The 24,788-nt window shown below is 66.9% G+C and carries 28 protein-coding genes, 1 tRNA gene and 1 pseudogene; 16 read left to right on the forward strand and 14 right to left on the reverse strand.

All coding sequences use genetic code 11. The annotated features are described in order from the left end of the window. Window position 1: 1 nt before the first annotated feature. A complete protein-coding gene (locus K3F48_RS03270; protein WP_255608115.1) occupies window positions 2-391 on the reverse strand; it encodes a DUF488 domain-containing protein in 390 nt (129 codons plus the stop codon). Between the two features lie 69 nt (window positions 392-460). Between K3F48_RS03270 and K3F48_RS03275 the strand changes: the two genes are divergently transcribed. Beyond that, a complete protein-coding gene (locus tag K3F48_RS03275; RefSeq protein WP_222574097.1) occupies window positions 461-931 on the forward strand; it encodes a type II toxin-antitoxin system RatA family toxin in 471 nt (156 codons plus the stop codon). On the opposite strand, the gene K3F48_RS03280 is transcribed toward K3F48_RS03275, so the two are convergent. The 3 genes from K3F48_RS03280 to K3F48_RS03290 form a co-directional block, all read right to left on the reverse strand. Next, entirely contained in the window at window positions 916-1,416 is a 501-nt protein-coding gene (locus K3F48_RS03280) for a CinA family protein (protein ID WP_222573974.1), read from the reverse strand. The two genes, K3F48_RS03275 and K3F48_RS03280, sit on opposite strands and share 16 nt — an antisense overlap. A gap of 141 nt (window positions 1,417-1,557) precedes the next feature. Then, a complete protein-coding gene (locus K3F48_RS03285; protein ID WP_222573975.1) occupies window positions 1,558-3,363 on the reverse strand; it encodes a methyl-accepting chemotaxis protein in 1,806 nt (601 codons plus the stop codon). A 128-nt stretch (window positions 3,364-3,491) separates the two neighbouring features. Then, window positions 3,492-4,697 carry a bifunctional 2-C-methyl-D-erythritol 4-phosphate cytidylyltransferase/2-C-methyl-D-erythritol 2,4-cyclodiphosphate synthase gene (locus tag K3F48_RS03290; RefSeq protein WP_222573976.1) on the reverse strand — a complete coding sequence of 402 codons (1,206 nt, stop codon included), beginning with the start codon at window positions 4,695-4,697 and terminating at the stop codon, window positions 3,492-3,494. Between the two features lie 161 nt (window positions 4,698-4,858). On the opposite strand from K3F48_RS03290, the gene dusB reads away from it, so the two are divergent. Genes dusB through ntrC form a run of 3 tightly spaced genes read left to right on the forward strand, consistent with a single transcriptional unit; the run spans window position 4,859 to window position 8,684 of the window. After that, entirely contained in the window at window positions 4,859-5,860 is a 1,002-nt protein-coding gene (gene dusB, locus K3F48_RS03295) for a tRNA dihydrouridine synthase DusB (RefSeq protein WP_222573977.1), read from the forward strand. 60 nt (window positions 5,861-5,920) lie between these two features. Then, window positions 5,921-7,183, forward strand: a complete 1,263-nt coding sequence (locus K3F48_RS03300) for a nitrogen regulation protein NR(II) (protein WP_222573978.1) — start codon at window positions 5,921-5,923, stop codon at window positions 7,181-7,183. 25 nt (window positions 7,184-7,208) lie between these two features. Further along, on the forward strand, window positions 7,209-8,684 hold the full coding sequence (gene ntrC / locus K3F48_RS03305) for a nitrogen regulation protein NR(I) (RefSeq protein ID WP_222573979.1): 1,476 nt from the start codon (window positions 7,209-7,211) through the stop codon (window positions 8,682-8,684). A gap of 102 nt (window positions 8,685-8,786) precedes the next feature. On the opposite strand, the gene K3F48_RS03310 is transcribed toward ntrC, so the two are convergent. Further along, window positions 8,787-9,086 carry a type II toxin-antitoxin system RelE/ParE family toxin gene (locus tag K3F48_RS03310; protein WP_222573980.1) on the reverse strand — a complete coding sequence of 100 codons (300 nt, stop codon included), beginning with the start codon at window positions 9,084-9,086 and terminating at the stop codon, window positions 8,787-8,789. After that, entirely contained in the window at window positions 9,083-9,346 is a 264-nt protein-coding gene (locus tag K3F48_RS03315; RefSeq protein ID WP_222573981.1) for a type II toxin-antitoxin system ParD family antitoxin, read from the reverse strand. Before K3F48_RS03315 ends, K3F48_RS03310 begins: the two co-directional genes overlap by 4 nt. A gap of 277 nt (window positions 9,347-9,623) precedes the next feature. Here K3F48_RS03315 and K3F48_RS03320 point away from each other — a divergent pair, with 277 nt between their 5' ends. From K3F48_RS03320 to K3F48_RS03350, 7 genes are all read left to right on the forward strand, one after another. Beyond that, entirely contained in the window at window positions 9,624-11,870 is a 2,247-nt protein-coding gene (locus K3F48_RS03320) for a PAS domain-containing sensor histidine kinase (protein WP_222573982.1), read from the forward strand. Between the two features lie 27 nt (window positions 11,871-11,897). Beyond that, complete coding sequence (locus K3F48_RS03325) at window positions 11,898-13,265, forward strand: sigma-54 dependent transcriptional regulator (protein WP_222573983.1); 1,368 nt, start codon at window positions 11,898-11,900, stop codon at window positions 13,263-13,265. A gap of 283 nt (window positions 13,266-13,548) precedes the next feature. Continuing rightward, window positions 13,549-13,815, forward strand: a complete 267-nt coding sequence (hfq, locus tag K3F48_RS03330; protein ID WP_222573984.1) for an RNA chaperone Hfq — start codon at window positions 13,549-13,551, stop codon at window positions 13,813-13,815. A gap of 15 nt (window positions 13,816-13,830) precedes the next feature. Next, complete coding sequence (gene hflX / locus K3F48_RS03335) at window positions 13,831-15,213, forward strand: GTPase HflX (protein WP_222573985.1); 1,383 nt, start codon at window positions 13,831-13,833, stop codon at window positions 15,211-15,213. An 86-nt stretch (window positions 15,214-15,299) separates the two neighbouring features. Next, window positions 15,300-15,626, forward strand: a complete 327-nt coding sequence (locus K3F48_RS03340) for a multidrug efflux SMR transporter (RefSeq protein WP_222573986.1) — start codon at window positions 15,300-15,302, stop codon at window positions 15,624-15,626. A gap of 16 nt (window positions 15,627-15,642) precedes the next feature. Beyond that, window positions 15,643-16,296: a glutathione S-transferase family protein gene (locus K3F48_RS03345; RefSeq protein ID WP_222573987.1), complete on the forward strand. Its 654-nt coding sequence runs from the start codon at window positions 15,643-15,645 to the stop codon at window positions 16,294-16,296. 50 nt (window positions 16,297-16,346) lie between these two features. Next, window positions 16,347-17,129: a class I SAM-dependent methyltransferase gene (locus tag K3F48_RS03350; protein WP_370631340.1), complete on the forward strand. Its 783-nt coding sequence runs from the start codon at window positions 16,347-16,349 to the stop codon at window positions 17,127-17,129. Here the strand turns inward: K3F48_RS03350 and mazG are convergent. The 4 genes and pseudogenes from mazG to K3F48_RS03370 all read right to left on the reverse strand — a co-directional run bounded on the left by mazG (window position 17,121) and on the right by K3F48_RS03370 (window position 20,232). Next, entirely contained in the window at window positions 17,121-17,930 is an 810-nt protein-coding gene (gene mazG, locus K3F48_RS03355) for a nucleoside triphosphate pyrophosphohydrolase (protein WP_222573988.1), read from the reverse strand. The two genes, K3F48_RS03350 and mazG, sit on opposite strands and share 9 nt — an antisense overlap. Window positions 17,931-18,228: 298 nt before the next feature. Continuing rightward, entirely contained in the window at window positions 18,229-18,885 is a 657-nt protein-coding gene (locus K3F48_RS03360; protein ID WP_222573989.1) for a cold-shock protein, read from the reverse strand. 299 nt (window positions 18,886-19,184) lie between these two features. Beyond that, window positions 19,185-19,600 (reverse strand): annotated as a pseudogene (locus K3F48_RS03365) (rhodanese-like domain-containing protein). Window positions 19,601-19,641: 41 nt separating this feature from the next. Beyond that, entirely contained in the window at window positions 19,642-20,232 is a 591-nt protein-coding gene (locus K3F48_RS03370) for a hypothetical protein (protein ID WP_370631341.1), read from the reverse strand. Between the two features lie 357 nt (window positions 20,233-20,589). Here K3F48_RS03370 and pal point away from each other — a divergent pair, with 357 nt between their 5' ends. From pal to K3F48_RS03385, 3 genes are all read left to right on the forward strand, one after another. After that, window positions 20,590-21,096, forward strand: a complete 507-nt coding sequence (gene pal, locus K3F48_RS03375; RefSeq protein ID WP_222573991.1) for a peptidoglycan-associated lipoprotein Pal — start codon at window positions 20,590-20,592, stop codon at window positions 21,094-21,096. Between the two features lie 69 nt (window positions 21,097-21,165). Continuing rightward, a tRNA-Trp gene (locus tag K3F48_RS03380) sits at window positions 21,166-21,242 on the forward strand. A 44-nt stretch (window positions 21,243-21,286) separates the two neighbouring features. Continuing rightward, a complete protein-coding gene (locus K3F48_RS03385) occupies window positions 21,287-21,625 on the forward strand; it encodes a ferredoxin (RefSeq protein WP_222573992.1) in 339 nt (112 codons plus the stop codon). A gap of 8 nt (window positions 21,626-21,633) precedes the next feature. Here the strand turns inward: K3F48_RS03385 and K3F48_RS03390 are convergent, their stop codons facing one another. From K3F48_RS03390 to K3F48_RS03405, 3 genes are all read right to left on the reverse strand, one after another. Beyond that, a complete protein-coding gene (locus K3F48_RS03390; RefSeq protein ID WP_222573993.1) occupies window positions 21,634-21,768 on the reverse strand; it encodes a DUF2905 family protein in 135 nt (44 codons plus the stop codon). 58 nt (window positions 21,769-21,826) lie between these two features. Next, window positions 21,827-21,928: a DUF2905 family protein gene (locus K3F48_RS24780; RefSeq protein WP_222574100.1), complete on the reverse strand. Its 102-nt coding sequence runs from the start codon at window positions 21,926-21,928 to the stop codon at window positions 21,827-21,829. Window positions 21,929-22,096: 168 nt separating this feature from the next. Beyond that, window positions 22,097-22,327 (reverse strand): hypothetical protein, encoded by a 231-nt coding sequence (locus K3F48_RS03405; protein WP_222573994.1) that lies wholly within the window; start codon window positions 22,325-22,327, stop codon window positions 22,097-22,099. Window positions 22,328-22,678: 351 nt separating this feature from the next. Here K3F48_RS03405 and K3F48_RS03410 point away from each other — a divergent pair, with 351 nt between their 5' ends. Beyond that, window positions 22,679-23,413: a hypothetical protein gene (locus K3F48_RS03410; protein WP_222573995.1), complete on the forward strand. Its 735-nt coding sequence runs from the start codon at window positions 22,679-22,681 to the stop codon at window positions 23,411-23,413. 76 nt (window positions 23,414-23,489) lie between these two features. Beyond that, window positions 23,490-23,774: a hypothetical protein gene (locus tag K3F48_RS03415; protein WP_222573996.1), complete on the forward strand. Its 285-nt coding sequence runs from the start codon at window positions 23,490-23,492 to the stop codon at window positions 23,772-23,774. A 165-nt stretch (window positions 23,775-23,939) separates the two neighbouring features. Here the strand turns inward: K3F48_RS03415 and K3F48_RS03420 are convergent, their stop codons facing one another. Beyond that, entirely contained in the window at window positions 23,940-24,785 is an 846-nt protein-coding gene (locus tag K3F48_RS03420; protein WP_222573997.1) for a polyphosphate kinase 2 family protein, read from the reverse strand. Window positions 24,786-24,788: the final 3 nt, after the last annotated feature.

The following is a 24,788-nucleotide window of genomic DNA, read 5'->3' on the forward strand; positions in this document are numbered from 1 at the left end:
TCTACGGGCGTGCCCGCTTCATGATGTCCTTCAGCGCGGCGGCGTTGTTCATGGCCGGCTCACGGGAGGCGAACAGCAGCGTCACGACGCCCTTCCGCCCGAGCCGGCGCAGCCGCGCCGCATCCTCGGCGTGGCCTTCACGAATTTCCTGCGCATAGCACGCTTTGAACGTCTCCCAGCGCTCGGGCCTGTGTGCGAACCAGCGGCGCAGGGCGTCGCTCGGCGCGATCTCCTTGTCCCACTCGTCGAGGGCGGCCTTTTCTTTTGCCAATCCGCGCGGCCAGAGGCGATCGACGAGGATCCGCTTGCCGTCCTCCGCCGCGGGCGGATCATAGGCGCGCTTGATCTTGAACATGGCGGTCGTCCCGATCTCGTCTCGAGGCGGCGACATAGGGCGAATCGCTCCCGAGACGACCCGAGCCATTTCCCCGGCTTCGGCATGGTGCTACTAGCTTCGGCCATGAAGAGCTTCCGCAACCGCCGCCGCGTCGACTTTCGCGCCGACGACATGTACGCCTTGGTCAAGGACGTCGAATCCTATCCCACATTCGTGCCGCTCTGCGAGGCGCTGCGCGTCAAGCGGCGGAACAGGACGGAGGAGGGGAAGGACATCATCGTCGCGGAGATGGAGGTCGGCTTCAAGGCCGTGTGCGAGCGCTTCACCAGCCGCGTGACCTGCGACCCCGCCAAGCGGGAAATCCTGGTCGAATATATCGACGGCCCGTTCAAGAAGCTGGAGAACCGCTGGACCTTCGTGGACGAGCCGCCGGGGCCGGACGGCGCGACGCGCTCGGTGGTCGAATTCTTCATCAGCTACGAGTTCCGCAGCCGCACGCTCGGCCTCGTGATGGGCGCGATGTTCGACCAGGCTTTTCATAAATATTCCGACGCTTTCGTGAAGCGGGCCGGGGAGGTCTACGGCCGCCGCTGAGCGGCCTCGATCATCATCTCCAGCGCCTGGAGAACCGAGGCCTCGCGTATGGCCTCGCGCGTTTGCGGCCCGAAGCGGCGCTCGACATGCTCGATCCCGGAGCCTTTGCGGAGGCAGGCGAAATGGACGAGCCCGACCGGCTTTTCGGCGCTGCCGCCGTCTGGCCCGGCGATCCCGGTGATCGACACGGCGAGATCGGCGAAGGAGCGCTCGATCGCCCCATGCGCCATGGCCCGCGCCGTCTCGGCGCTGACGGCCCCGAAACGCTCGAGAATGTCCCGCGGAACGCCGAGCATCTCCTCCTTGGCGGCGTTGGAATAAGTGACGAAGCCGCGATCGAAGGCGTCCGACGAGCCGGGGACCGAGGTGATCGCCCCGGCGACGAGGCCTCCCGTGCAGGATTCGGCCGTCGCGAGCCGGAGGCTTTGCGCCCGGCAGAGGTCGAGGAGGCGCTCGGCGAGGTGGAGAGGACCGGAAGCAAGCATAGGTTTCTCCTCTCTTATGCCGCAGATGAAGCGATACGGGCTTACCCTCCACGTAATTTCGACCGCGGCGGCGTCCATGAGCTCCTCGGAGATCGCGAGACCAGAGTCGCGACCACGCGGTCCCCGTCCCCTGGAGACTCGTCAGGCCGCTCTCGCGTCATCGGTCGCGACGATCTGCAAGCGGCCGATCTGCTCGATCAGCTCGCGCGTCCGCTCCGCCAACGCAGCGCTGGCGGCCGAGGATTGCTCCGCCATGACCGCGTTCTCGCGTGTCGTTCGGTCGATGCGGCCGATCGTCGCGCAGATATCGCCGAGGCTCGTCGAATGCTCCTGCGACGCCGCCGCGGCCTCGTCCACGAGCGCGCAGGTGGTCGAGGTCAACTCGACGACGCCGGTCAGGGTTCGACTCGTCTCGTTCACGAGCGCGACGCCCTTTGCGACCTGCGCCTGCGACGTCGAGACGAGCACGCCGATCTGCTTGGCCGCCTCGAGCGCGCGCTGAGCGAGCGCGCGCACTTCCGAGGCGACAACCGCGAAGCCGCGGCCCGCCTCGCCGCTGCGCGCCGCCTCGACACCGGCGTTGAGAGCGAGAAGATTGGTTTGAAAGGCGATGTCGTCGATGAGGCCGACGATCTGACCGATTTCTCCGGACGAAGCCTCGATCGCGCTCATCGCCGTGATCGTCTCCTGCAGGACTTCGCCGCCTTCCCGCGCGCCGCCGCTGGCGCGCGTCACGAGATCGCGCGCCTTTGCGGTTGTTTGCGCGGTGCGCCTGATCGCGTCCGTCGATCGGTCGAGATCGGCGGTCGCCTTCTCGAGGTCGGCCGCCTGTCTTTCGCTGCGCTCGGCGAGATGGTCGGCCACCCGACCCGCTTCCTGTGTGCCGTCGAGCACCGCTCGGGAGTTCTTCGCGACCGCCGTCATCGCCTGTCCCAGCCTTTCGACGGCGGTGTTGAAATCCGCCCGCAGCGGCTCGTAATCGCGAGCGAAAGGCGTTGCGAGCCGGATGGTGAAGTCGCCGTATGAGAGCCGCTCGAGCCCGCGCGCGAGCGAGGCGACGACCTTGGCCTGCTCGTTCGCCGCGCGGCGGCGCTCCAATTCGCTCGCTTCTTGCAGCTCGGCCGCGAGACGGCGTTGCGTCTCGGCGTCCGCCTCGAGACGGCGCTTCTCCTGCGCCGCCGCCTCGAAGGCGCGCAGCGCCCTCGCCATGTCGCCGATCTCGTCGCGCCTCTCGACGAAAGGAATGTCCGCGCCGAAGTCCTGCTCGGACGCCCGCTTCATGGCCAGGGCGATCGTCGCGAGCGGGCCTTGAATCTGCGTCGCGACGATCCAGAAGGAGACCGCCAGCGCGATGACCGTTGCGGCGGCCGGAACCACGAACGTCAGCGTTTCGCCGAGGCTTCGCTCGGCTTCCTGCGCACGGCGGTTGGCGGCGAGGCGCTCGAGCGTCACGCGCGCGAAAGCGTCCATATCGGCGATCATCCGCTCGCGATTGGCGACCGTCGACTCGTCATTGGCCTGAAGCAGCGCCGCTTTCGGCGAGACACTGAGGCCGAGCTCGATGGTTTCGTTCTGATAGGCGATGAATTCGCGGACCGCGAGCGCGAGCCGCGTCCTCTGGCTCTCCGTCAGGCGATCGTCGGCGCGCAACAAGAGCGCCTCGCTCGCCTCGTGCAAGCGAGTCAGCGCCTGTCGCAGTGTATCGAGCTTGCGCCCGAACTCGTTCTTATCGTCCGCCGAAAAGACCGCATTCGCAGCGATCGCCGCGTGCTGGGTCGCCTGCGCGAGGCCTCGCGCCATAGAGGCGAAGTCATAGGCCGCCTCTATCTCCTCTGTTTGACGAGAGTGGAGGCGTGATTGCCAGACGGTGAAAAAGGAGAGGCAGAGAGCGAGAGCGCCGAGCAGCGCTACGACGCCGCCGAGTTTGCGCGCGAGGCTGGATTTCATCTGGTCGAAAGCTGCTTTGAGAGGGACCCTTACCCAAATGCCCCGTCGCGCCTTTCCAAAAAGCTAAGCCCAGAGCATTTAGCTCCTTCTATTCATATGGCAATTTGATGTCGGATGCGGCAGTGATCTCACGTCGGATGTCGCTCCGGCAGCCGCACCGTCGCCAGCGCCAGCGCCGCCATTCCCTCCTGCCGGCCGGTGAAGCCGAGGCGCTCGGTCGTCGTCGCCTTCACCGCCACCCGCCCGATATCGACCTGCATGATCTTCGCCAGGCTCTCGCGGATGGCGTCGCGGTGCGGGCCGATCTTGGGGGCTTCGCACACGATCGTCGCATCGACATGGGCGATGATCCCGCCGCGCTCGCGCACGCGCTGCGCCGCATAGGCGAGGAAGATGGAGGAGGCGGCGCCCTTCCATTGCGGGTCGGAGGGCGGGAAATGCTTGCCGATGTCGCCGTCGGCGAGGGCGCCGAGGATCGCGTCCGTCACCGCGTGAGCGAGCACGTCGGCGTCCGAATGGCCGGCGAGCCCTTGGGAGTAGGGCACCGGCACGCCCCCGAGCCACACCTTGTCGCCGGGGCCGAAGGCGTGGACGTCATAGCCTTGGCCGGTGCGGATGTCGGAGAGATCGCCGAGCAATTGCGTCTGCGCGCGCAAGAAATCCTCCGCGGTGGTGAGCTTGAAATTGGCCGGCTCGCCGGCGAACACATGGACCTCGTGACCCGCCGCCTCGGCGACCATGCCGTCGTCGGTCGGCTCCGCCCCGGAGCCGGCGGCGCGATGGGCGGCGAGGATCAGCGGAAACGAGAAGGCCTGCGGCGTCTGCACGCTGCGCAGCGCGGCGCGGTCCGGGGTGGCGGCCACGACGCCCGAAGCGTCGACCTGCTTTACCGTGTCGGTAAGCGGCAGGCCGGGAACGGCCGCGCCATGCGCGCGCGCGGCGTCGACGGCGCGGGCGACGAGGCCGGCGTCGACGAAAGGCCGGGCCGCGTCATGGATCAGCACGATCTCGGGGACGGACGAGAGCCGCGCCAGCGCCTCGAGCCCGTTGCGCACGCTCTCCTGCCGGCTCGCCCCGCCGATGGCCGGCGCGATGAGACGCGCCCGCGCATTGGGCGCCAGCGGCGCGACGGCCTCCGCGTAGAGCTCGGCGTCGTCCGCATGGATCACGACCAGCAGCGCCGCCTCCGGCGCGGCGGCGTGCAGCGCCTCGAGCGTGCGCGTCAGAATGCTCTTGCCCAAAAGCGCACGATATTGTTTTGGAAGGCCGTCGCCGGCTCGGGAGCCGCGGCCGCCGGCGACGGTCAGAATTGCGATGGAGGAGGAGGCGCTCATGGCCGTTCCTCTCTCGCGTTTTCGCTTCGGCGTCAATTTTCGCTCACGCAAAGGGCGATTTTTCGGGGGATGTACTCATTGCGTACGTAGTACCGTGTGCATATAGTGTAGGCACGATGAAAACTGATGAATTTCTAGGCGAGAGTGCGGGAGCCACGCCTTTGCGCATCGGTTCGCTTCATCTCTCCGGGCGCACGCTGCTCGCGCCCATGGCCGGCGTGACGGATCCCGCCATGCGTCGGATCGCGCTGCGCTTCGGCGCTTCGGCGGCGGTCGGCGAGATGGTCGGGGCGAGCGCGCTCGCGCGCGGCGATCTCGAGGCCCGCCAGCGGCTCGACAGCGCCGGGCTCGACGCGCATGTCGTGCAGATCGCGGCGCGGGACTCGGCTGCGATCGCCGAGACGGCGCGCCGCGCCGAGGCGGCCGGGGCGAAGCTCATCGACATCAACATGGGCTGCCCATGCAAAAGAGTGACCGGCGGCCTCGCCGGCTCGGCGCTGATGCGCGATCCGCCGCTCGCCGCCGCCCTGGTGAGCGCCGCGGTCGGAGCGGTGAGCGTTCCGGTCAGCGTCAAGATGAGGCTCGGCTGGGACGACGCCTCGCGCAACGCGCCGGAGGTGGCGCGCCTCGTGGAGAGCGAGGGCGCGGCAATGGTGACGGTGCACGGCCGCACGCGCGCGCAATTCTACGAGGGCAGAGCCGACTGGCGCGCCATCGCCGAGGTCAAGCGCTCGCTGCGCATTCCGGTCGTCGCCAATGGCGATTGCGCGAGCCCTGAAGACGCCGCACTGATGCTGGAAAGGTCCGGCGCCGACGCGGTCATGATCGGCCGGGCCGCGCTCGGCCGGCCCTGGCTCGTCGGCGAGGTCGCGCATTTTCTGGCCACCGGACGTCGCCGGCCGGAGCCGGGGCGCGCGGCGCGGCTCGAGGCGGCGCTCGAGCATCTCGACGGCTTGCTCACGCTGATGGGCGAAGCCGCCGGGCTGCGCCACGCGCGCAAGCATCTCGCAGCCTACGCCGATCATGCGCCGGACGACGGCGCCGGCGAGCGGCAGACGCTGCGCCGCGCCCTCGTCGGCGCGACGAACGCCGAGGAGGCGAAGCGGCTGCTCGCGCGGCTGTTCGCGCTGGATGCGCCATGCGAGACTGCGCCGGCGTGCTGATCCTGTCCATTCCGCCGGGCGGAACGCCCGAGGCTGCGTAAACGAGTGCGAGGAGACGACATGACGGCCGAATCCAATCCGCACAAGCGGCGGAGCGCGCTTCCGCCTCCGCTCGGGGCGCGCCTGCGGGTCATCTCCGAGGAGAACCGCTCCTGCATTCTCGAGGCTCTGCCCAGCATAATCCTGGCCATTCGGGCGGACGGAGTGATCGCCGACGCCAATGCCGCGGCCGAGGCGTTCTTCGAGATCGGCAAGCCGATCCTCATCGGCCAGGAGCTCGCCCGGCTGCTCGCTTTCGGCTCGCCGCTGCTTGCGCTCATTGACCAGGTGCGCGAGCGCGCGGCCGCGATCAATGAATATCGCATCGACCTCGGACGGCCGGGCGTCGACGGCGACCGTCGCGTCGATGTGCATTGCGCCCCGCTGCCGGACAGCGACGGCGGCGTGCTGGTGGTGCTGCAGGAGCGCACGATTGCCGATAAAATAGACAGGCAGTTGACCCATAGGGGGGCGGCCCGCTCGGTTTCGGGGCTCGCCTCCATGCTCGCGCACGAAATCAAGAATCCGCTGTCCGGCATCAGGGGCGCCGCGCAATTGCTGGAGAGCTCGGTCGGCGACGAGGACCGGGCGCTGACGCGCCTCATCTGCGACGAGACCGACCGCATCGTGCGCCTCGTCGATCGGATGGAGGTGTTCTCCGATCAGCGCCCGCCGGAGCGCGACAAGGTCAATATCCATATCGTGCTCGACCATGTGAAGCGGGTGGCGCGCAGCGGCTTCGCCCGTCATATTCGCTTCATCGAGAATTACGATCCCTCGCTCCCGCCGGTCGCGGCGAGTCGCGACCAGCTCATCCAGGTGTTCCTCAATCTGGTGAAGAACGCCGCCGAGGCGATCGGCGACGCGGTCGACGGCGAGATCGAGCTTTCGACCGCGTTTCGGCCGGGCGTGAGCCTTCGGACCATGGGCGAGGGACGGCCGGTCGGGCTTCCGCTCGAGTTCTGCGTTCGCGACAACGGCCGCGGCGTTCCCGAGGACATTGCCGCGCATCTGTTCGACCCCTTCGTCACCACCAAATCCTCGGGCAGTGGCCTCGGACTTGCACTGGTGGCCAAGATCGTGAATGACCACGGCGGCATCGTCGAATGCGAATCTCACCCGAGGCGAACCACTTTCCGTATCCTCATGCCCATGTATCGCAAAGAAGACCCTCGCAAGGACGAGCATCGCAAGGACGACGACAAGCGCGCCGACGAGCGCCGCGCGAGGAGGCCCTCCGCCGCCGACACGGACGAGCGGTCGCCAAAAGACCGCCGCTCATGATGACATTCCGCTGGAGACGATGCCGATGACGCACGGCGAGATATTGGTCGCCGACGACGACGCCGCGATTCGCACGGTCGTAGCGCAGGCGCTTTCGCGCGCCGGCTATGAGGTGCGCACCACGGGGACCGCCGCGACCCTCTGGCGCTGGGTGCAATCGGGGGAGGGCGATCTCGTCGTCACCGATGTGGTGATGCCCGACGAGAACGCCTTCGAGCTTCTCCCGCGCATCAAGAAGCTGCGCCCCGATCTGCCGATCATCGTCATGAGCGCGCAGAACACGTTCATGACCGCCATCCGCGCCTCCGAGCGTGGCGCCTATGATTATCTTCCAAAACCCTTCGACCTGAAGGAGCTGGTCGGCATCGTCGGCCGCGCCATGGCCGAGCCGCGCAAGAAGGGCGAGCTCGACGGTCCGGACGAGATGGAGGGCATGCCGCTGGTCGGCCGCTCGCCCGCCATGCAGGAGATCTATCGCTCGCTGGCGCGGCTGATGCAGACCGATCTCACCGTCATGATCAACGGCGAGTCCGGCACCGGCAAGGAGCTGGTCGCCCGCGCTCTGCACGACTACGGCAAGCGCAAGAAGGGCCCGTTCGTCGCCATCAATATGGCGGCCATACCTCGCGATCTCATCGAGAGCGAGCTGTTCGGCCATGAGAAGGGCTCGTTCACCGGCGCTAATCAACGCTCGATCGGCCGTTTCGAGCAGGCCGAGGGCGGCACTTTGTTCCTCGACGAGATCGGCGACATGCCGATGGAGGCGCAGACGCGGCTGCTGCGCGTGCTGCAGCAGGGCGAATATACCACCGTCGGCGGCCGCACGCCGATCAAGACCAATGTCCGCATCATCGCCGCCACCAACAAGGATCTGCGCACGCTGATCCAGCAGGGCCTGTTTCGCGAGGACCTTTATTTCCGCCTCAACGTCGTGCCGTTGCGCCTGCCGCCGCTGCGCGAGCGCACCGAGGACGTTCCCGATCTCGTGCATCACTTCTTCAAGGTCGCGGCCAGCGAGGGCCTGCCGCAGAAATATATCGAGCAGGCGGCGCTCGACCGGATGAAGCGCTACCGCTGGCCGGGCAATATTCGCGAGCTCGAAAATCTGATCCGCCGGCTCGCTGCTCTGCATCCGCAGGAGGTGATCACCGAGGCGGTGGTGGAGCTCGAGCTCGAGCATGAGATGCGCCAGGCGGCGCCCGGGGACCGCGCGCCCACCGCCGCGGCCGGCGGCGAGCGGCCGATCGACAAGGATGTGACGCTCTCGACCTCGGTCGAGCAGCATCTCGCCAAGCTGTTCCGCGATCATGGCGAGCGCCTGCCGCCGCCGGGCCTCTATCATCGCGTGATCCGCGAGATCGAGGTGCCGCTGATCTCGGCCGCCCTGGCGGCGACGCGCGGCAATCAGATCAAGGCCGCGGAGCTGCTCGGCCTCAACCGCAACACGCTGCGCAAGAAGGTCAACGACCTCGACATCCGGCTGATGCGCTCGCCGAGGTAACCAATGTCGCGTCGTCGGCCTTTCAACTGTTGGTCGGCGTCGGTTCCGGCAAAACGGATACGCTGATACGATCACGCGCCGGCGGGCGTTTCGCCGGCTGCGTCACTCCTTCGGGTACAGCAATGGCTCATAGTCCATCGCGCCATGCAGCACATGGATGACCTCGACGGTTTCAGTCCCGATCCGGTAGAAGATCAGATAATTGCCGTGGACGCGGCGGCGAATGCCGGCGTGCTCGTAGCGCGGCGCGAGAGGAAATCGCTTCGACATGGCGCCGAGTCCCTCGCACGCCTCCCGAAGCTCCTCCATGAAGGAAACGGCCCTCATGGGGCTTTCTTCGGCGATATGCTCGCCGATCGCTTCGATGTCGGCTTCGGCCTGCTCGGTAATAACGACGATCATCGGCCCTCGGCTTGCGCCTTGGCCCTGAATTTCGCCTCCAGCCGGTCGAAGACGGCGCCCGCGGGCTTGGCGCGCCCGGCGTCGGCGTCTGCGACGCCTCGGGCAATCGAGGCGTCCAAAGCGGCAAGACGCGCCTCTCTCTCCTGGATGAGGCGAACCCCCTCCCGTAAAACCTCGCTCTTCGAGTTATAGCGGCCTGAGGCTACCAGTTGGACGACGAACGCCTCCAATTGGCTTCCCAAGTCTGCGCTGATGGCCATGGCGCGACCCTTTCCATATAGGAACTCACGACCCTTTCCATACAGAAACTAATGTCATAGGCCAATAACTGTTATCAAATCGGTTCTGGCAGGCGCGTCGCGGCCGCCGATCGCCTCACCCTCGTCATCGACCCTCGGGCGATCTGACCAACCTCGGCAGGCTCCGCTTCCGCCACGACGCAAGGCGACCAAATTTATTGCGGCGCGGACCTCGGGGCGATGCTGCGCGAGCGCCGCGCCTGATTGATTCGACTTCTATCGCGACCTATACAGGCGCATGTCCACAGCGGGAGACAGAGACCAAACCGCGTCGCCCGCGCCGGCATGGCGCGCGCTGCGTTTGTGGTTCGGGCCGATCGCCGTGGTCGGCGCTGTCGCCTGCGCGCTCGCCACTTTTTTCATTCTGGCGGAGCTCTCGCCGATCGCGCCGACCGGCGACGTCGTCTTCGTGCTCTTCCTCGTCGACGCGGTGGCGCTGGTCCTGCTCGCCGCGCTGGTGGTCGCCAAGGCCGGCGCCTTGATCAGCGCCTGGCGTCGCGGCGAGGCGGCGGCGGGACTCCACATCCGCATCGTCGGTTTTTTTTCCGTGCTGGCGCTGGCGCCGGCGATCATTCTGGCGATCGTCGGCTCGATCACCCTCGAGCGCGCGCTCAATCCCAAATTCCTGGCGATGGTCAAGACCTCGGTCCACAGCACGGCCGAGGCGGCGCGCGTGTTCCGCGAGACGCAATGCCGCTCGCTGCTGCAGGAGGCGCAGCTCTCCGCCTCCGATCTCGACCGCGCCCGCGCCATGTTCAACGCCGACCGCGGCCTTTTTCATGAATTCTTCGCCTCGCGCGCGCGCTTCCTCGGCTTTTCCGTCGCCGCCATCGTCACCACGAAGGGCGAGATCGTCGAGCGCGTCGACGTGTCGCAAGACGGCTCGGCGATCGTCATCGCGCCGCCGCAGGCGGATTTCGACGATGCGCGCAGGGGCGAGCCCTTGTGCCTCGTCATCGACGAGGGCCGCACCTTCGTCGCGCTGCGGCCGCTGTCGTCCTATCCCGACACCTTTCTCTATGCGACGCGCCCGGTCGATCCCTTCGGCGTGCAATTCCCCGAGCAGGCGGCGAGCCTCATCGCCACTTATGACGCTTTCGACGCCTATCGCGGCGCGGTGAAGAAGGCCTTCGTCGTGATGTATGCGCTGCTGGCGATGATCATGCTGCTGTCTGCGGTCTGGGTCGGACTCGATTTCGCCAACAGGCTCGTCGCGCCGATCCGCGCGCTGATCGCCGCGACCGATCAGGTCTCGGCCGGCAATCTCGACGTGCGCGTCGAGGTCGAGCGCTCGCAGGGCGATCTCGCCCATCTCGGCGACGTATTCAACAATATGACCACCGAGCTGGAGCAGCAGCAGCGGCGGCTGATCTCGGCCAATCGCCAGATCGACGAGCGCCGCCGCTTCACCGAGGCGGTGCTGTCGGGCGTGCCCGCCGCGGTGATCGGCATCGACGCCGAGGGACGGATCAATGTGCTGAACCGCTCCGCCGAGGAGCTGCTGGTCGGCGGGCAGAAGAGCGCCGCCGCCGCCGCGATCGGCAAGCCGGCGGCCGAAGCGATGCCGGAAATCGCGCCCATCCTCGCCGATGCGATCGAGGCCTTTCCGCGCGCCATCCAGCGCCAGATCATGATCCGGCGCGGCGGCAAGGAGCTGACCTTGGCGGTCCGCGTCACCTCGGCGGCGACAGAGGAGGGGGGCTCGGATTTCGTGGTGACGCTCGACGACATCACCGATCTCGTCGTCGCGCAGCGCACATCGGCCTGGGCCGACGTCGCGCGCCGGATCGCCCATGAGATCAAGAATCCGCTGACGCCGATCCAGCTCTCGGCCGAGCGCCTGAAGCGCAAATACGGAAAGCACATCGCCATCGATCGCGACATCTTCGACCAATGCACCGACACGATCGTGCGGCAGGTCGACGACATCAAGCGCATGGTCGACGAATTTTCCTCCTTCGCGCGCATGCCCAAGGCGCGTCCCGAGCGCGACGACCTCTGCGAATGCGTGCGGCAGGCGGCCTTTCTGCAGCGCGTCGCCCATAATGACGTCGAGATCGCCTTGCGCCTGCCGGACGCGCCGACGCCCGCCTTCTTCGACCGCAGGCTGCTGTCGCAGGCGCTCACCAATATCGTGAAGAATGCGGCGGAGAGCATCGCCGCGCGCGACGAATCCGCCGCCCAGGAGCCGAAGCGCATCGAGATCGACCTCACGGCGCGCGACGGCCTGGCGCAGATCGATGTGATCGACAATGGCAAGGGCTTTCCGGCCTTCAACCGCCAGCGCCTGCTCGAGCCTTATATGACGACGCGGGCGGAAGGCACCGGCCTCGGCCTGCCTATTGTCGCCAAGATCATCGAAGACCATGGCGGACGGCTCGAATTGCTCGATGCGCCCTCGGGCAGGGGCGCTTGCGTGCGCCTGCTGCTGCCGCTCGGCGGGGAGCCCGCGCGAGAGGAGCCGGCGCCGGTCCGCGCCACCTGATCCGAGCCTCGTGAATGGTGAGAAGAAATGGTCAGCGACATACTCATCGTCGATGATGAAGAAGACATCCGCGAGCTCGTCGCCGGCATTCTCGGCGACGAGGGCCATGGCGTGCGCACGGCGAAGGATTCGGATTCGGCGCTGGCGGCGATCGAGGCGCGCCGGCCGCATCTCGTCTTTCTCGATATCTGGCTGCAGGGCTCGCGGCTCGACGGCATGCAGGTGCTGGAGCAGATCCAGAAGCAGCACAAGGGCCTGCCCGTGGTGATGATCTCGGGCCACGGCAATATCGAGACCGCGGTCAGCGCTATCAAGCTCGGCGCCTATGACTTCATCGAGAAGCCGTTCAAGGCCGATCGGCTGGTGCTTGTCGCCGAGCGGGCGCTCGAAGCCTCGCAGCTGCGCCGCGAGGTCAGCGCGCTGCGACAGCGTTCCGGCGCCTCGGACCGCATCATCGGCGGCTCGCTTGCCGCCCATCAGCTGCAGCAGCTGATCGCCCGCGTCGCGCCGGTCAATTCGCGCGTGCTGATCACCGGCCGGCCGGGCTCCGGCAAGGAGCTCGCGGCGCGTTGCATCCACGCCGCCTCGCCGCGCGCCGACGGCCCCTTCGTCGTCATCAATGCGGCGACCATCACGCCCGACAACATGGAGGTCGAGCTGTTCGGCCGGGAAGAGGCGGACGGCGCCCGCAGGATCGGCGCGCTCGAGGAGGCCCATGGCGGCACGCTGTTCCTCGACGAGATCGCCGACATGCCCAAGGACACGCAGTCCAAGATCCTGCGCGTCCTCGTCGAGCAGCAGACGTTCCAGCGCGTCGGCGGCGCGACGCGCGTGCAGGTCGATGTGCGGATCATCTCGTCCTCGGCGCGCGATCTTCCCGCCGCGATCGAAGAGGGGACGCTGCGGGAGGATCTCTTCCATCGGCTGCAGGTGATGCCGATCCGCGTGCCCTCGCTCGCCGAGCGGCGCGAGGACATCCCCGAGCTCATCGATTATTTCATGGAGCAGCTCTCCGCGACCACCGGCATGGCGCGCCGCAAGATCAGCTCCGACGCGCTCGCCGTGCTGCAATTGCACGACTGGCCCGGCAATATCCGTCAGCTGCGCAACAATGTGGAGCGGCTGATGATCCTCGCGCCCGGCGATTCCAGCGCCGAAATCACCGCGGACATGCTGCCGCCCGATGTCGGCGAGCTGGTGCCGGCCACCCCGGCGGGCGTGCGCGGCGAGAAGCTGATGAGCCTGCCGCTGCGCGAGGCGCGGGAAGTGTTCGAGCGGGAATATCTGATCGCTCAGCTCAACCGATTCAGCAATAATATTTCACGTACGGCGGAATTCATCGGCATGGAGCGCTCGGCGCTGCACCGCAAGCTGAAGTCGCTTTCCATCGAATGAGGCGGGCGGGCTGCAAATCGCGGCGTTACAAGGCCTTGCGAAATTTTCCTATTGGCGGGCGCGCCGTTTGGCTCTAGTTGAGGCGCAGCTCGCCGTCGCAGTTGCGTCGCAACAGTCGGCCACGATCCGCAGCGTCCGGCCGACGCCGTGAAAACCGCCGCGCCAGACTCGCAGCTTGCGCATCGCGCGCACGCGGTCTCTAATGCGGCGCCGGACGGCTTTTTGGATGGGACGTGAGCGGCGAAAGTCGCCCGGAAACGAAAAAAAGAGAACAGGATAGCCGATGTCCTCGGAACGCGCGCAGAACCTGCAGGATACTTTTTTGAACTTCGTGAGAAAAAACAAGGTTCCGCTCACGATCTTCCTCGTCAATGGCGTCAAGCTTCAAGGCATTGTGACCTGGTTCGACAATTTTTGTCTCTTGTTGCGTCGCGACGGCCATTCGCAGCTCGTCTACAAACATGCGATCTCCACTATCATGCCCGGCCATCCGATCCATATGTTCGAGCCGGGCGACGATTCCGACGCCGCGCCGGAGAAGCAGCGCTAGACCGCCGAGGATGGATTGAACGATAAAGGGTCTGAAGGCCGCGAGCCGGGGCAGGGCGAAGGCCGCACGCGCGCGCTCGTCGTCGGCCCCTATCTCACGCGCGCTGGCGCGGCGGAGGGCGCGACGCGCGATCCCCGGGCGCGCCTCGCCGAAGCGGTGGGCCTCGCCGAGGCGATCGATCTCGACGTCAGAGAGGCGATCGGCGTCTCGCTCGCACAGGTGCGGCCGGCGACTTTTCTCGGCAAGGGCAAGGTCGAGGAGATCGCCGATATGGTGAAGACCGCCGAGGCGACGCTGGTGACGATGGATTGCCAGCTGTCGCCGGTGCAGCAGCGCAATCTCGAGAAGGCCTGGAGCGCCAAGGTCATCGACCGCACCGGCCTCATCCTCGAAATTTTCGGCCGCCGCGCCCGCACCAAGGAGGGCGCGCTGCAGGTCGAGCTCGCCCATCTCGAATATCAGAAATCCCGCCTCGTGCGCAGCTGGACCCATCTCGAGCGCCAGCGCGGCGGCTTCGGCTTTCTCGGCGGTCCTGGCGAGACGCAGATCGAGACCGATCGCCGCCTCATCGAGGAGCGCATGGCGCGCATCGAGCGCGATCTCGAGCAGGTGAAGCGCACGCGCGGCCTGCATCGCAAGAAGCGCCGCGAGGTTCCCTATCCGGTGGTCGCGCTCGTCGGCTACACCAACGCCGGCAAGTCGACATTGTTCAACCGCCTCACCAGAGCGGGCGTGCTCGCCGAGGACATGCTGTTCGCGACGCTCGATCCCACCTTGCGGCAGATCCGCCTGCCGCATGGCGCGCGCGTGCTGCTGTCGGACACGGTCGGCTTCATCTCCGATCTGCCGACCATGCTGATCTCCGCCTTCCGCGCCACTCTGGAAGAGGTGATGCTCGCCGATGTCGTGCTGCATGTGCGCGACGTCTCGCATGAGGACTGGGAGGCGCAGGCCGAGGATGTCGAGACGATCCTCGCCGAGCTCGGCCTCTCGGGCGAAGCCGGCGCGCGCATTCTGGAGGTGTGGAACAAGATCGACGCGCTCGATCCCGACCGGCTCGCCGGGATGCGCGCCACGGCCGAGAGCGTGATGGGCCGGGAGCGTCCGTCGCTCGTGTCGGCGCTGACCGGGGAGGGGCTCGACGCGCTGCTGCAGCGGATCGAGTCGCGTCTCGCCGAAGGACGCGTCGAGCTGGAGATCACCCTCGATCCCGCCGATGGCGAAGGCTTCGCCTGGCTGCATGCGCATGCCGAGGTCCTCGACCGCGAGACGCTCGGCGACGGCCGCGCGCGTCTCGTCGTGCGTGTCGCGCCCGAGCGTTTCGATAATGTCACGCGGCGTTTTCCTCAGGCCGAGGTTTTTCAGGGCGCGCCCGAGCGACGCCGCGCGCGCCGATAACGCGGTTTCCGGCCGATCGGCTCGCGAGCGGCATGTTGGATAGCGAGCCCCGAACGGCTGGCGTCGATGTCGAAAGGGGCTTTGCGATGGACCGCATTTTTCTGGCGATCGCCATTCTGTCCGAGGTCGCGGCGACTTCGGCGTTGAAGTCGAGCGAAGGATTTTCGAGGCTCCTGCCTTCGATCGTCGTCGTCATCGGCTATGGCGTGTCCTTTTTTCTGCTGTCGCTGGCGCTGCGCAGCATTCCCGTCGCGGTCGCTTATGCGATCTGGTCGGGCGTCGGACAGGCGCTGATCGCCGCGGTCGCCTGGTTCGCCTTTCGCCAGACGCTGAACGCGGGCGAACTCGCCGGAATGGGCCTCATCGTCGCCGGCGTCGTGACGCTCGGCTTTTTCTCCAATGGCGCGCATTGAGCGGGGAGATGGAACAATGACATTGACGCTGCTGATCGGCAACAAGGCCTATTCGTCCTGGTCGCTGCGCCCTTGGCTGCTGCTGAAGCAGCTCGACCTCCCGTTCGAGGAGGTCGTCACGCCGCTCTACCGGCCGGACTCGAAGGAGAAGCTGCTGGCCTTCTCGCCGGCAGGCAAGGTCCCGGCCTTGCGCCATGGCGATAGTCTCGTCTGGGATTCGCTCTCAATCATCGAATATCTCGCCGAGACGTTCCCGGACCGCGCCGTGTGGCCGCGCGACGCGGTGGCGCGCGCGCTGGCGCGTTCGCTCTGCGCCGAGATGCATTCGGGGTTCACCGCTCTGCGCAGCGCCTATCCCACCAATTTCCGGCGCCCGCCCGCCGCGATCGCGCCGCCCGGTCCGGAGGCCGCCGCCGATATCGCCCGCATCGACGCGGCCTGGCGCGACGCACGCGGCCGTTTCGGCGCCGAGGGGCCGTTTCTGTTCGGCGCTTTTTCGGCAGCGGACGCGATGTTCGCGCCGGTCGTCTGCCGCTTCTCGACCTATCGTCTCGTCATCTCGATAGAGGCGCAGAATTATGCGCGCGCGATCGAGGCGCTGCCGGCCTATCGGGAGTGGGTGGAGAGCGGACGCGCCGAGCCCTGGGTGCTCGAGAAATTCGAGAAATAGGCGCGGTCGGCGTCGATCGGGACGAGTGAAAACGAAGGAGGTCGCATGGCGTGCGCGCTTCGAACGCCGAGGGACGTCCCGTGACGAACGGCTGGCGCGAATCGGCGGCGGCCTGGATCGCCGAAATGGGGGAACATGGCGACTTTGGCCGGGAATTTATTCTCGACCCCGCCCTGCGCGACCGGCTCGCCCGGCGAAGCTTCGCGCGAGCGCTCGACGTCGGCTGCGGCGAGGGGCGTCTCTGCCGGATGCTGAGGGAGTTCGGCGTCGAGGCGGTCGGTATCGATCCGACCGAGCCGCTCTTGGACGAGGCGCGAAGGCGTGATCCGACCGGCGACTACCGCCACGGAAGGGCCGAGGAGCTCGCCTTCGACGATGAATCTTTCGATCTCGTCATCAGCTGTCTGACGCTGATCGATATAGACGACGCTTCCCGCGCGATCGCCGAAATGGCTCGCGTTCTGCGCCCGGGCGGGATTTTGCTGATCGCCAATCTCACCAGCTTCGGCACGGCCGGCATAGGCGAAGGCCTCGGATGGGCCGAGAACGCCGAGGGCGAGAAGGCGCATTTTCGTATCGACAATTATCTGCAGGAGAAGCCGCTCCGCGTATCGTGGCGCGGGATCAGCGTGACGAACTGGCATCGTCCGCTCGGCTCGTATTTTTCCGCGCTGCTCGGAGCAGGCCTCAGGCTCGAGCATTTTTCCGAGCCGACGCCGCGCGGATGCGCCCCCGACCTCATCGCATCCTACGAGCGCATGCCATATTTTTTGCTGATGGAATGGTCGAAGGATCGCGCGCCGCCGCGCGTCGAGGCCGGTCGGTCATTCTGACGATTTGGCCGCCTGCCATAAGGCTTCCATCTCGTCGAGCGTCGCTTCGCTCGGATCTCTCCCCTTGTCCGCGAGCGCTTTCTCGATGAAGTGAAATCGGCGCTCGAATTTGGCGTTGGCGCCGCGCAGCGCCTGCTCGGGGTCGGCGTCCACATGGCGCGCCAGATTGGCGACGGCAAACAGGAGATCGCCGATCTCGTCGACGAGCGCCGCATGCGACGCGCCCTCGCGCAGCTCCTGCTCGACTTCCTCCGTCTCTTCACGGATTTTTGCCAGCACCAGCCGCGCGTCGGCCCAGTCGAAGCCGACATCGGCCGCCTTGCGCTGCAATTTGACGGCGCGCGAGAGAGCGGGCAGGGCGGTCGGCACGCCGTCGAGCCGGCTCGGCGTCGTCTGTTCCATCCCGCGGCGTTCGGCGCGCGCCAGCTTCTCGCGCGCCTTGATCTCATTCCATTGCGTCGTGACGGCCGCGGCCGTCGACGCCGTCCCGTCTCCGAAGACATGCGGATGACGCCGCACGAGCTTGTCCGAGATCGCCTCGACCACGTCCCCGAAAGCGAAAGCCTGCTGCTCCTCGGCGATGCGGGCGTGAAACACGACCTGCAGCAGCAGATCGCCCAATTCGTCCTTGAGGTCGTCGAGATCGCCCCGCTCGACCGCGTCGGCGACCTCATAGGCCTCCTCGATCGTGTACGGGGCGATGGAGCGGAAATTCTGCTCGAGGTCCCAGGGACAACCGGTCCCCGGACGGCGCAGGGCGGCCATGATGCCGAGAAGACGCGCGAGACGGTCCTGCGTCATGACCTCCTCATTCTGCTGTTTCGCGGCAGGGATGGCGGCTTGCCGGAGGAATGGCGGCGGCGCGGTGTTTTGACGCATGGGCGCGCGTCGAATGACTGGCGGGATTCGCGGTGTTTTGCTCTAACATGAGCGCGTCGGCATCGACCCGCCCTTAGCCTTTCCGCCCAAAGGCAGTCGATTCCGAGGGTCCGGGGCGAACCGCCTTGCAACGACAGCGCCTCGGACCCGTCCAACGAATCCGAAGCGTCTTGTCGGTCTTTTGCGGCCGGACCTATTCAGGCCCGATGCGGCGGCGCGATCAATCCAAGGTGATCGACAAGGCTTCGCGGCCCTTGGCGGTGTCGACGACCTGCATCGTCACCGGCTGGCCTTCGGCGAGGTGATTCACGCCGGAGGGGCCGAGGATCGAGATGTGGACGAACACGTCCTTGCCGCCGTCGTTCGACTGGACGAAGCCGAAGCCCTTGGTCTCGTCGAACCATTTGACCTTGCCGGAGACCGGCACGGCCGTCGACGGATCAGGAGCCTGACGGCGCGGCGGACGATCGAAGCCCCGCGGTGAAGCGGGTCGTTCGCTGCTCGCGCTGGAGAGGTCCACCTCGAGCACGCGCGACACCTGCTGTCCCTTGACCGAGCTGCTGACGGTCACCTTCAGCTTGGCGCCGGGAGGCAGAGCGTCGTAGCCGGCCGCCTGGACGGCGCCGATGTGCAGAAAGGCGTCGCCTGTGCCATTGCCCAGCTCGACGAAGCCGAAGCCTTTCTCGGGCTTGAACCATTTGACGACGGCGTCGACGGTGGGCTCATTGCCCGTCGGCGGCGCCGAATCAGGGAAGCCGCCGCCTCCGAATGGCGACCGCGGCGGCCGGCTCGGCCGCGGGGCGTCATAGCTGTAGGGGGCGTCGTCATCGAACCCACGCTTCCTGGGCCCCCGGAAATCTCGACCTTTGCTGCTCATGTGTATGTACTCGTCTCCGCCATCCGCCTGAAGACCGCTATAGCCACATGCACGGTCTCTCGCCGGGCGCTGACGCCCCGACGCGCAAAGCCGCCGGCCTCTGTCGGAGAGCCGGTTTCGCTGCGTTGGTAACTGTGCCAGTTGAATGCCATATAGTCCCGCGCAATCGCCTTTTTACCAGGAAACGGGCCATCATGGCTAGATGAATTCGCGGAGTCGCCGAAAAATCCCGGGCCGCGCTTCCGCCCGCCGTCTAGCGCCGTTTGGATTCAACCCTGTAGGCGAAACTCGCCGCTCCGTCAGCCCTCCGGCTGGAGCAGAAAGCCCTCGTCGAGCCACCCCGTCACGCCGCCGGCCATGATCTTGACGGGGCGTCCGAGCTCGGCGAGACGCAGCGCGCCACGCGCCGCGCCGTTGCAGTGGGGGCCGGCACAATAAGTCACGAAAACGGTGTCGTCGCTCCATTTCGCCATCGCCGATGCGACGATCTTGCCGTGGGGCAGGTTGATGGCGCCGGGAATATGCCCCTTGGCGAACAGGGCCGGGCTGCGCACGTCGAGCAGCACGAAGTCCGCACCTCTGGACAATGCGTCATGCACGTCCCAAAGTCGGTCTCGAACGCGAACGCGCGAGCGAAGTGTTCCTTCGCGAGATCGCTGGAGGCGGGCGGAATAGCGGTCACGGCGGTGGGCACGGCGCTCTCCTCGATTCGCATAATCGATATTATGGAACTTAAACGCCGCGAGCGATCGATCGTCACTTCGCCTCGGCGAAACCCAGCGGCTTCACGCCGCCCTGAGCCGGCGGCGCGGGATGGGTCGCGGTCGCGATCGTCACGCCGGACTCGCCGCCGGCCGCGGCCAGCGCCTCGGGCGTGTTGGAGAGAAACGCCGCGAGATCGTCGGCGCTGCGAGCGGCGAGCTCGGCCAGTTCCTGCTCGCCGAGCGCGCTCCACGGATCGCCGGCCCCCTTCGCCGCGACCTCGTCGGACAGGCGCTGGGCCCGGCGGCCGTCATGCTCGAACACGTCGAAAACATAGCCGAGGCGGGTCGCTCCTTCGGGTCCCGCATAAGCAGTGAGATAGCCGCGCAGCTTATAGGCCGCCTCGGCCTCGCCCGCCGTGGCGATGTCGCGGCTCTCCGCCGTGCGGGCGAAGATCGGCCGGAAACGGGCCAGAACCTCGTCCGGCGCGCCTTCGATGCTGGCGAGGGCGACGCTCGCCCCATGCGGGCTGACGCCCGGCCGGGAAAGCGGCTTGTGGCGCTCGGCCGAAGGGCTCGGCCGCCGCGCTCCCACCTCCACCGCCGTATCGACGCATCCGCAGAGCGCGGTCGCGGCCGCCGTCACGGCGCAGATCCTCGCCAATCGCGCTCCCGCCTCCGGCTGTCGCATCGTCTCCTCCCGGGGCTTCGGCCCGCCGCATGGTTGACGAATTGCTAACAACGATCCTGGAGCAGGTCCAGCCCCGGAGTCTCCCGCAGGGAGCGCGATCTTCGCCGCGCAACCCACTGAAAAGCAGCGGCCGCGCCTCATTGCCGCCATCAAGCCTGCGGACCATCGAGCTTCTGTTAACCTTAATCCGACGTCGCGCGGGCGGCGCCGCGGCGGCAAGCTTCCATCAAGGTTGACGGAACCTTCGCTTAACCCTGCCCCGCTAGGACTGGCGACCGGAAAGACCGTCGTCGTCAGAGGAGTTTCGAGGTCATGGACATTACCTCCGCCGCGCGCGCTCTGCGCGTCGCCGCCGCCCTGACCGCGGCCTTGTCGATCGCCGCCTGCGCCAAGAACGCGGCGGAGGACGAGAACTCCGCCCTCGCCGGCCGCGGCTCCGGCTACGCGGCGCCGGGCAGCGCGCAGGATTTCGTCGTCAATGTCGGCGACCGCATCTATTTCGAGACCGATTCGAGCGAGCTGACGCAAACGGCGCAGGCGACGCTCGACAAGCAGGTCGAGTGGCTGCAGCGCTACGGCCGCTATTCCTTCACCGTCGAGGGCCATGCCGACGAGCGCGGCACGCGCGAATATAATTTCGCGCTCGGCGCCCGCCGCGCCGAGGTGGCGAAGAATTATCTCGTCTCGCGCGGCCTCTCGGCGGCGCGCATCCGCACCATCAGCTATGGCAAGGAGCGCCCGGTCGCGGTCTGCGACGATATCTCCTGCTGGTCGCAGAACCGCCGCGCGGTGACCGTGCTCGGCGGCGGCAATTCATAAATTCGGCGCCGGGCGCTTGCATCGCGCCCCTCGATGCGGCATTGAGAAGCCGACGCCGCGCCGTTCCGCAGGAGTGTAGCTCAATCGGCTAGAGCACCGGTCTCCAAAACCGGGGGTTGGGGGTTCGAGTCCCTCCACTCCTGCCAGCCGTCGCGACCGGCCCCGCGCAGTCCCCTCCCATGAGGATCGTATGGGAGAACCGCTCGACATTTTCGGGCGTCCGGTCGAGGACCGGCGTCTCGTCATCTGCACCGGCCCATGCTGCGACCGAGACGGACAAGCGTCGGAAAATCTCGCGGCCCTGAAAAATCTGCTGATCCGGAATGGCCTGAGCGAAGAGACCATCGGCCTCGCCTCCTGCGTGCGCCGCAACTGCCTCGGCAAATGCTGCAGCGAGCCGCTCGCCCGTGTGACGCCGGACGACGTCTGGTATCATGAGCTGACAGGCGAGAATCTGCTGCGCATCTTCGAGCAGCATGTGTTGAAGCGTCTGCCCGTCGCCGAGCTCGTCTTGCCGCCGGAGGATTGAGGCCCGCCCTACCCTCGGCCGAACAGCCAGAAGCCGAGGCTCAGCACGATGCTCACGAGGAGCGAGCCGGCGAGCGGGATGTAGTGGTCCGTTTCATCGAATTTGACGGGCTTCGAGAGCGAGCCCGACGGCTCGTGGTCCATGGGCCGCTCGGACCGCGAGCCTTCAGGCTCGCCTTTTCACCCTGTCAAATCGGCTGAATCATGCCGGTAGATTTTGGACATTGCCGCGATCGATGACGATATCGCCGGGGAGACGTCCGAGCCTCAGCCGCTCGCCGAGGAGCCAGAGCAGTCGGACGATCTGAAATTTCGTTCCTGCATGACCTTGTTCGCCGCCGCCGCGCCGCGTGACGCCGTCCTCGCCGAAGCTCTGAGGCGCCTGTGCGGCGCCGCCGGCGATTCCGCGACTTTGGCGCGCCTCGCCCTTCTCGGCGGATCGGCCGCCGAAGAGCCGGCGCCCGATCCTGACTCAAGGCAGCGGCTGCTCGCGGACGCGGCTGCGCGGAGCCAGAGCGCGGAGCAGGAGAGCCAGAACGGCCAGCACGCAGAGGGCCGACAGAATGGCGAGCGCCCAGTCCGAGATATTGGCGGAGGCCGGCGCCTGAATCACCGATTGGACCGCGCCGACGCCCTTCTTCCAGACGCAATTCACCGCTTCGCAAAACGCCATCTCGGCTAGAGGCTGATCGCAGGGCTCCATCGTCTCGTCCTTTCGCACCGTGGAAAATTAGCTAGGCGGAGGCTGGCGGACTTCAATCCTCGCGCGCGGCTTCGGCGAATTGGCCGCGGCTGGAACATCGCCATGAGACGCACGTCGACGTCGCGCCAAAAAGTAGAACTCGGCGCGCGGAGACCAGCGATACGCGCGTCAAATCCCGCCGATACCCAGGATGAGCCGAATCTTCTCGACAATCTCTAAGTAACCGCGCACTCTAGCGGCGTCGGGAGATTCCATTCATCCTGACGCGAACTCCTTCCGCGAGTCCGATTCGGCCGACGAGCGTCCTCGCCGCCCTCGGCTCCCCCCATTTTTCATTTGCGCCGGAGACACATGCGCCGCCCCATCCGCCCCTTCGTGAAGGAATATAAATCGCGCTCGGCGAAGCCCGTCTCGCGCGCTGGAGCCGACGACGCCGCCTCCGAGCCGACGCCCCGCTTCCTCGAGCCGCCGCCGCGCTTCCTGGAGCCGCCGCCTGCATCGCCGCGCGTGCGCGACGCCGACGACAGCTATGAAGCCGCCATGAGGGCCGCGGACCTCGTTTTCGGCAAGAAAGCCCCGCCGGCCCCCCCTCAGGCGGAGGTCGCGTTCTCGCCGCAACAGCCGCAGCCTGCTCTCGCGCAGGGCGACGTTCTGCTCGTCGCCGAGGCCGCGCCGGCCGAAGCCCCGGCTCTGCGGCCGACGGGCCGCATCCTGCCCAGCCTGATCGAAGCGGACGTCCTGCCGCCTCGCGAGCCGGAGCCGCCGGCTCGAAAGCGCGGGCGTCCGCGCAAGGTCGCGCCGCCGCCGCCCGCTTCCGACGAGGCGGAACGCCCGGTCGTCGCCGCGCCGGCTCCGCGCAAGCCTCGCCGGCCCGCTCCCCTCGTCGCGCCGCTCCCGATCTTCGCCGAAAGCGACGACGAGGCGGAGCTCGACGAGGAGATTTTCGACGAGGAGTTCGAGGAAGAGCGGACGCCGGCAGGGCCGCGCCGCCTCAGCCGCATTCAGGCGCGATGGGTGCGGCGGACGGAGCTGATGGCCGGAGAGAAATGGAAGCGCCGCCTGCCGCATTCGTCTCGCCCGCGCTGAGGGGGCGGTTTCGGCTGCGGCTCGAGCGCGCAAAAATCTTGCTCATCGTCGCGATCGGCGTCATATACTGCTGTCGATGACCGACTCTCAGGAAGCCAAGCTCATCGAGGCCTTGAAAAAGGTCGACGTCCATGGGGACATAGCGCCTCCCCATGTACAGGACCCCATGACCATGGCTCTGCGTCAGCGCGCCATCCAGGGTGATTTGATGCGCTGGGACGACAGCCGCGGCCGCTATGTGCTGACCGGAACGGGCCGCACGCGCATCACCGCGCGCAATAGAGCGCCGGGCGCGGTGCTGCGCTTTCGCCGCCGCGATGAGCGCGACGGCGACGGCGCGCCGCAGCGCAGGGCGGACTAGCGGCTCGCACCAGCCGAATTTCATGCATCTCGAGAGGCGAGCCTTCAGGCTCGCGGCCCAGGGCGCGCTTGGACCGCGAGCCTGAAGGCTCGCTCTTCGAGACTTTGAGCCTGTCACAGCTATTGTCTCGACGTCGGCGCTCGCACGCCGATCGCACGGAACGGATCAGCCGCCGTTCTTCTCCCGCTCCTTGGCCGCGTGATATTTCGCCGCGATCTGCTTCAGATCGACGCGGGTCGGCGGCAGCGTCAGCTTCATGTCCTCGAGCGTGTCGACGACGATGCGCGAGACGACGAGGTCGCGATACCATTTGTGGTTCGATGGGACCACGAACCAAGGCGCATGCTTGGCGCTGGTCCGCTCCAGCGCCTCCTCATAGGCCTCGACATATTGCGGCCAATACTCGCGCTCCGTGTAGTCGCTCTCGCTGATCTTCCAATTGCGCGCCGGATCGTCGAGCCGCTGCTTGAAGCGCGCGAGCTGCTCCTGCGGGCTGATGTGCAGATAGAACTTCAAGATGCGCACATTGCCGTCACGGCAGAGCAGATGCTCGAATGCGTTGATCTCGTCATAGCGCTTCGACCACACGTCGCGCGGGACGAGATTATGCACCCGCGCGACGAGCACGTCCTCGTAATGCGAGCGGTTGAAGATCGTCACAAATCCGCGTGGCGGCGCATGCGCATGAATGCGCCAGAGGAAATCATGTGACCGCTCGAGCGGCGTCGGCTGCTTGAAGCAGGCGACCGTCACGCCCTGCGGATTCATCCCCGAGAACAAATGCCGGATGGCGCCGTCCTTGCCGCCGGCGTCGAGCGCCTGCAGCACGATCAGCAGCGATTGCGAGCCGTCGGCGTAGAGCAGATATTGCGCTTTCGCCATGCGCTCGATATGCGCCGCGATCTTGGGCGCCGCCTCCTCCTGCGACTTGTGCTTGCCCGTCTCGGACGGATCGATCTTTGCGAGACGCAGCTTCTCGCCCGGCGCCACTGTGTATCGGCTCCAATCCATGCT

Source organism: Methylosinus sp. Sm6 (assembly GCF_019802345.1).
In the GTDB taxonomy this organism is placed as follows: Bacteria; Pseudomonadota; Alphaproteobacteria; order Rhizobiales; family Beijerinckiaceae; genus Methylosinus.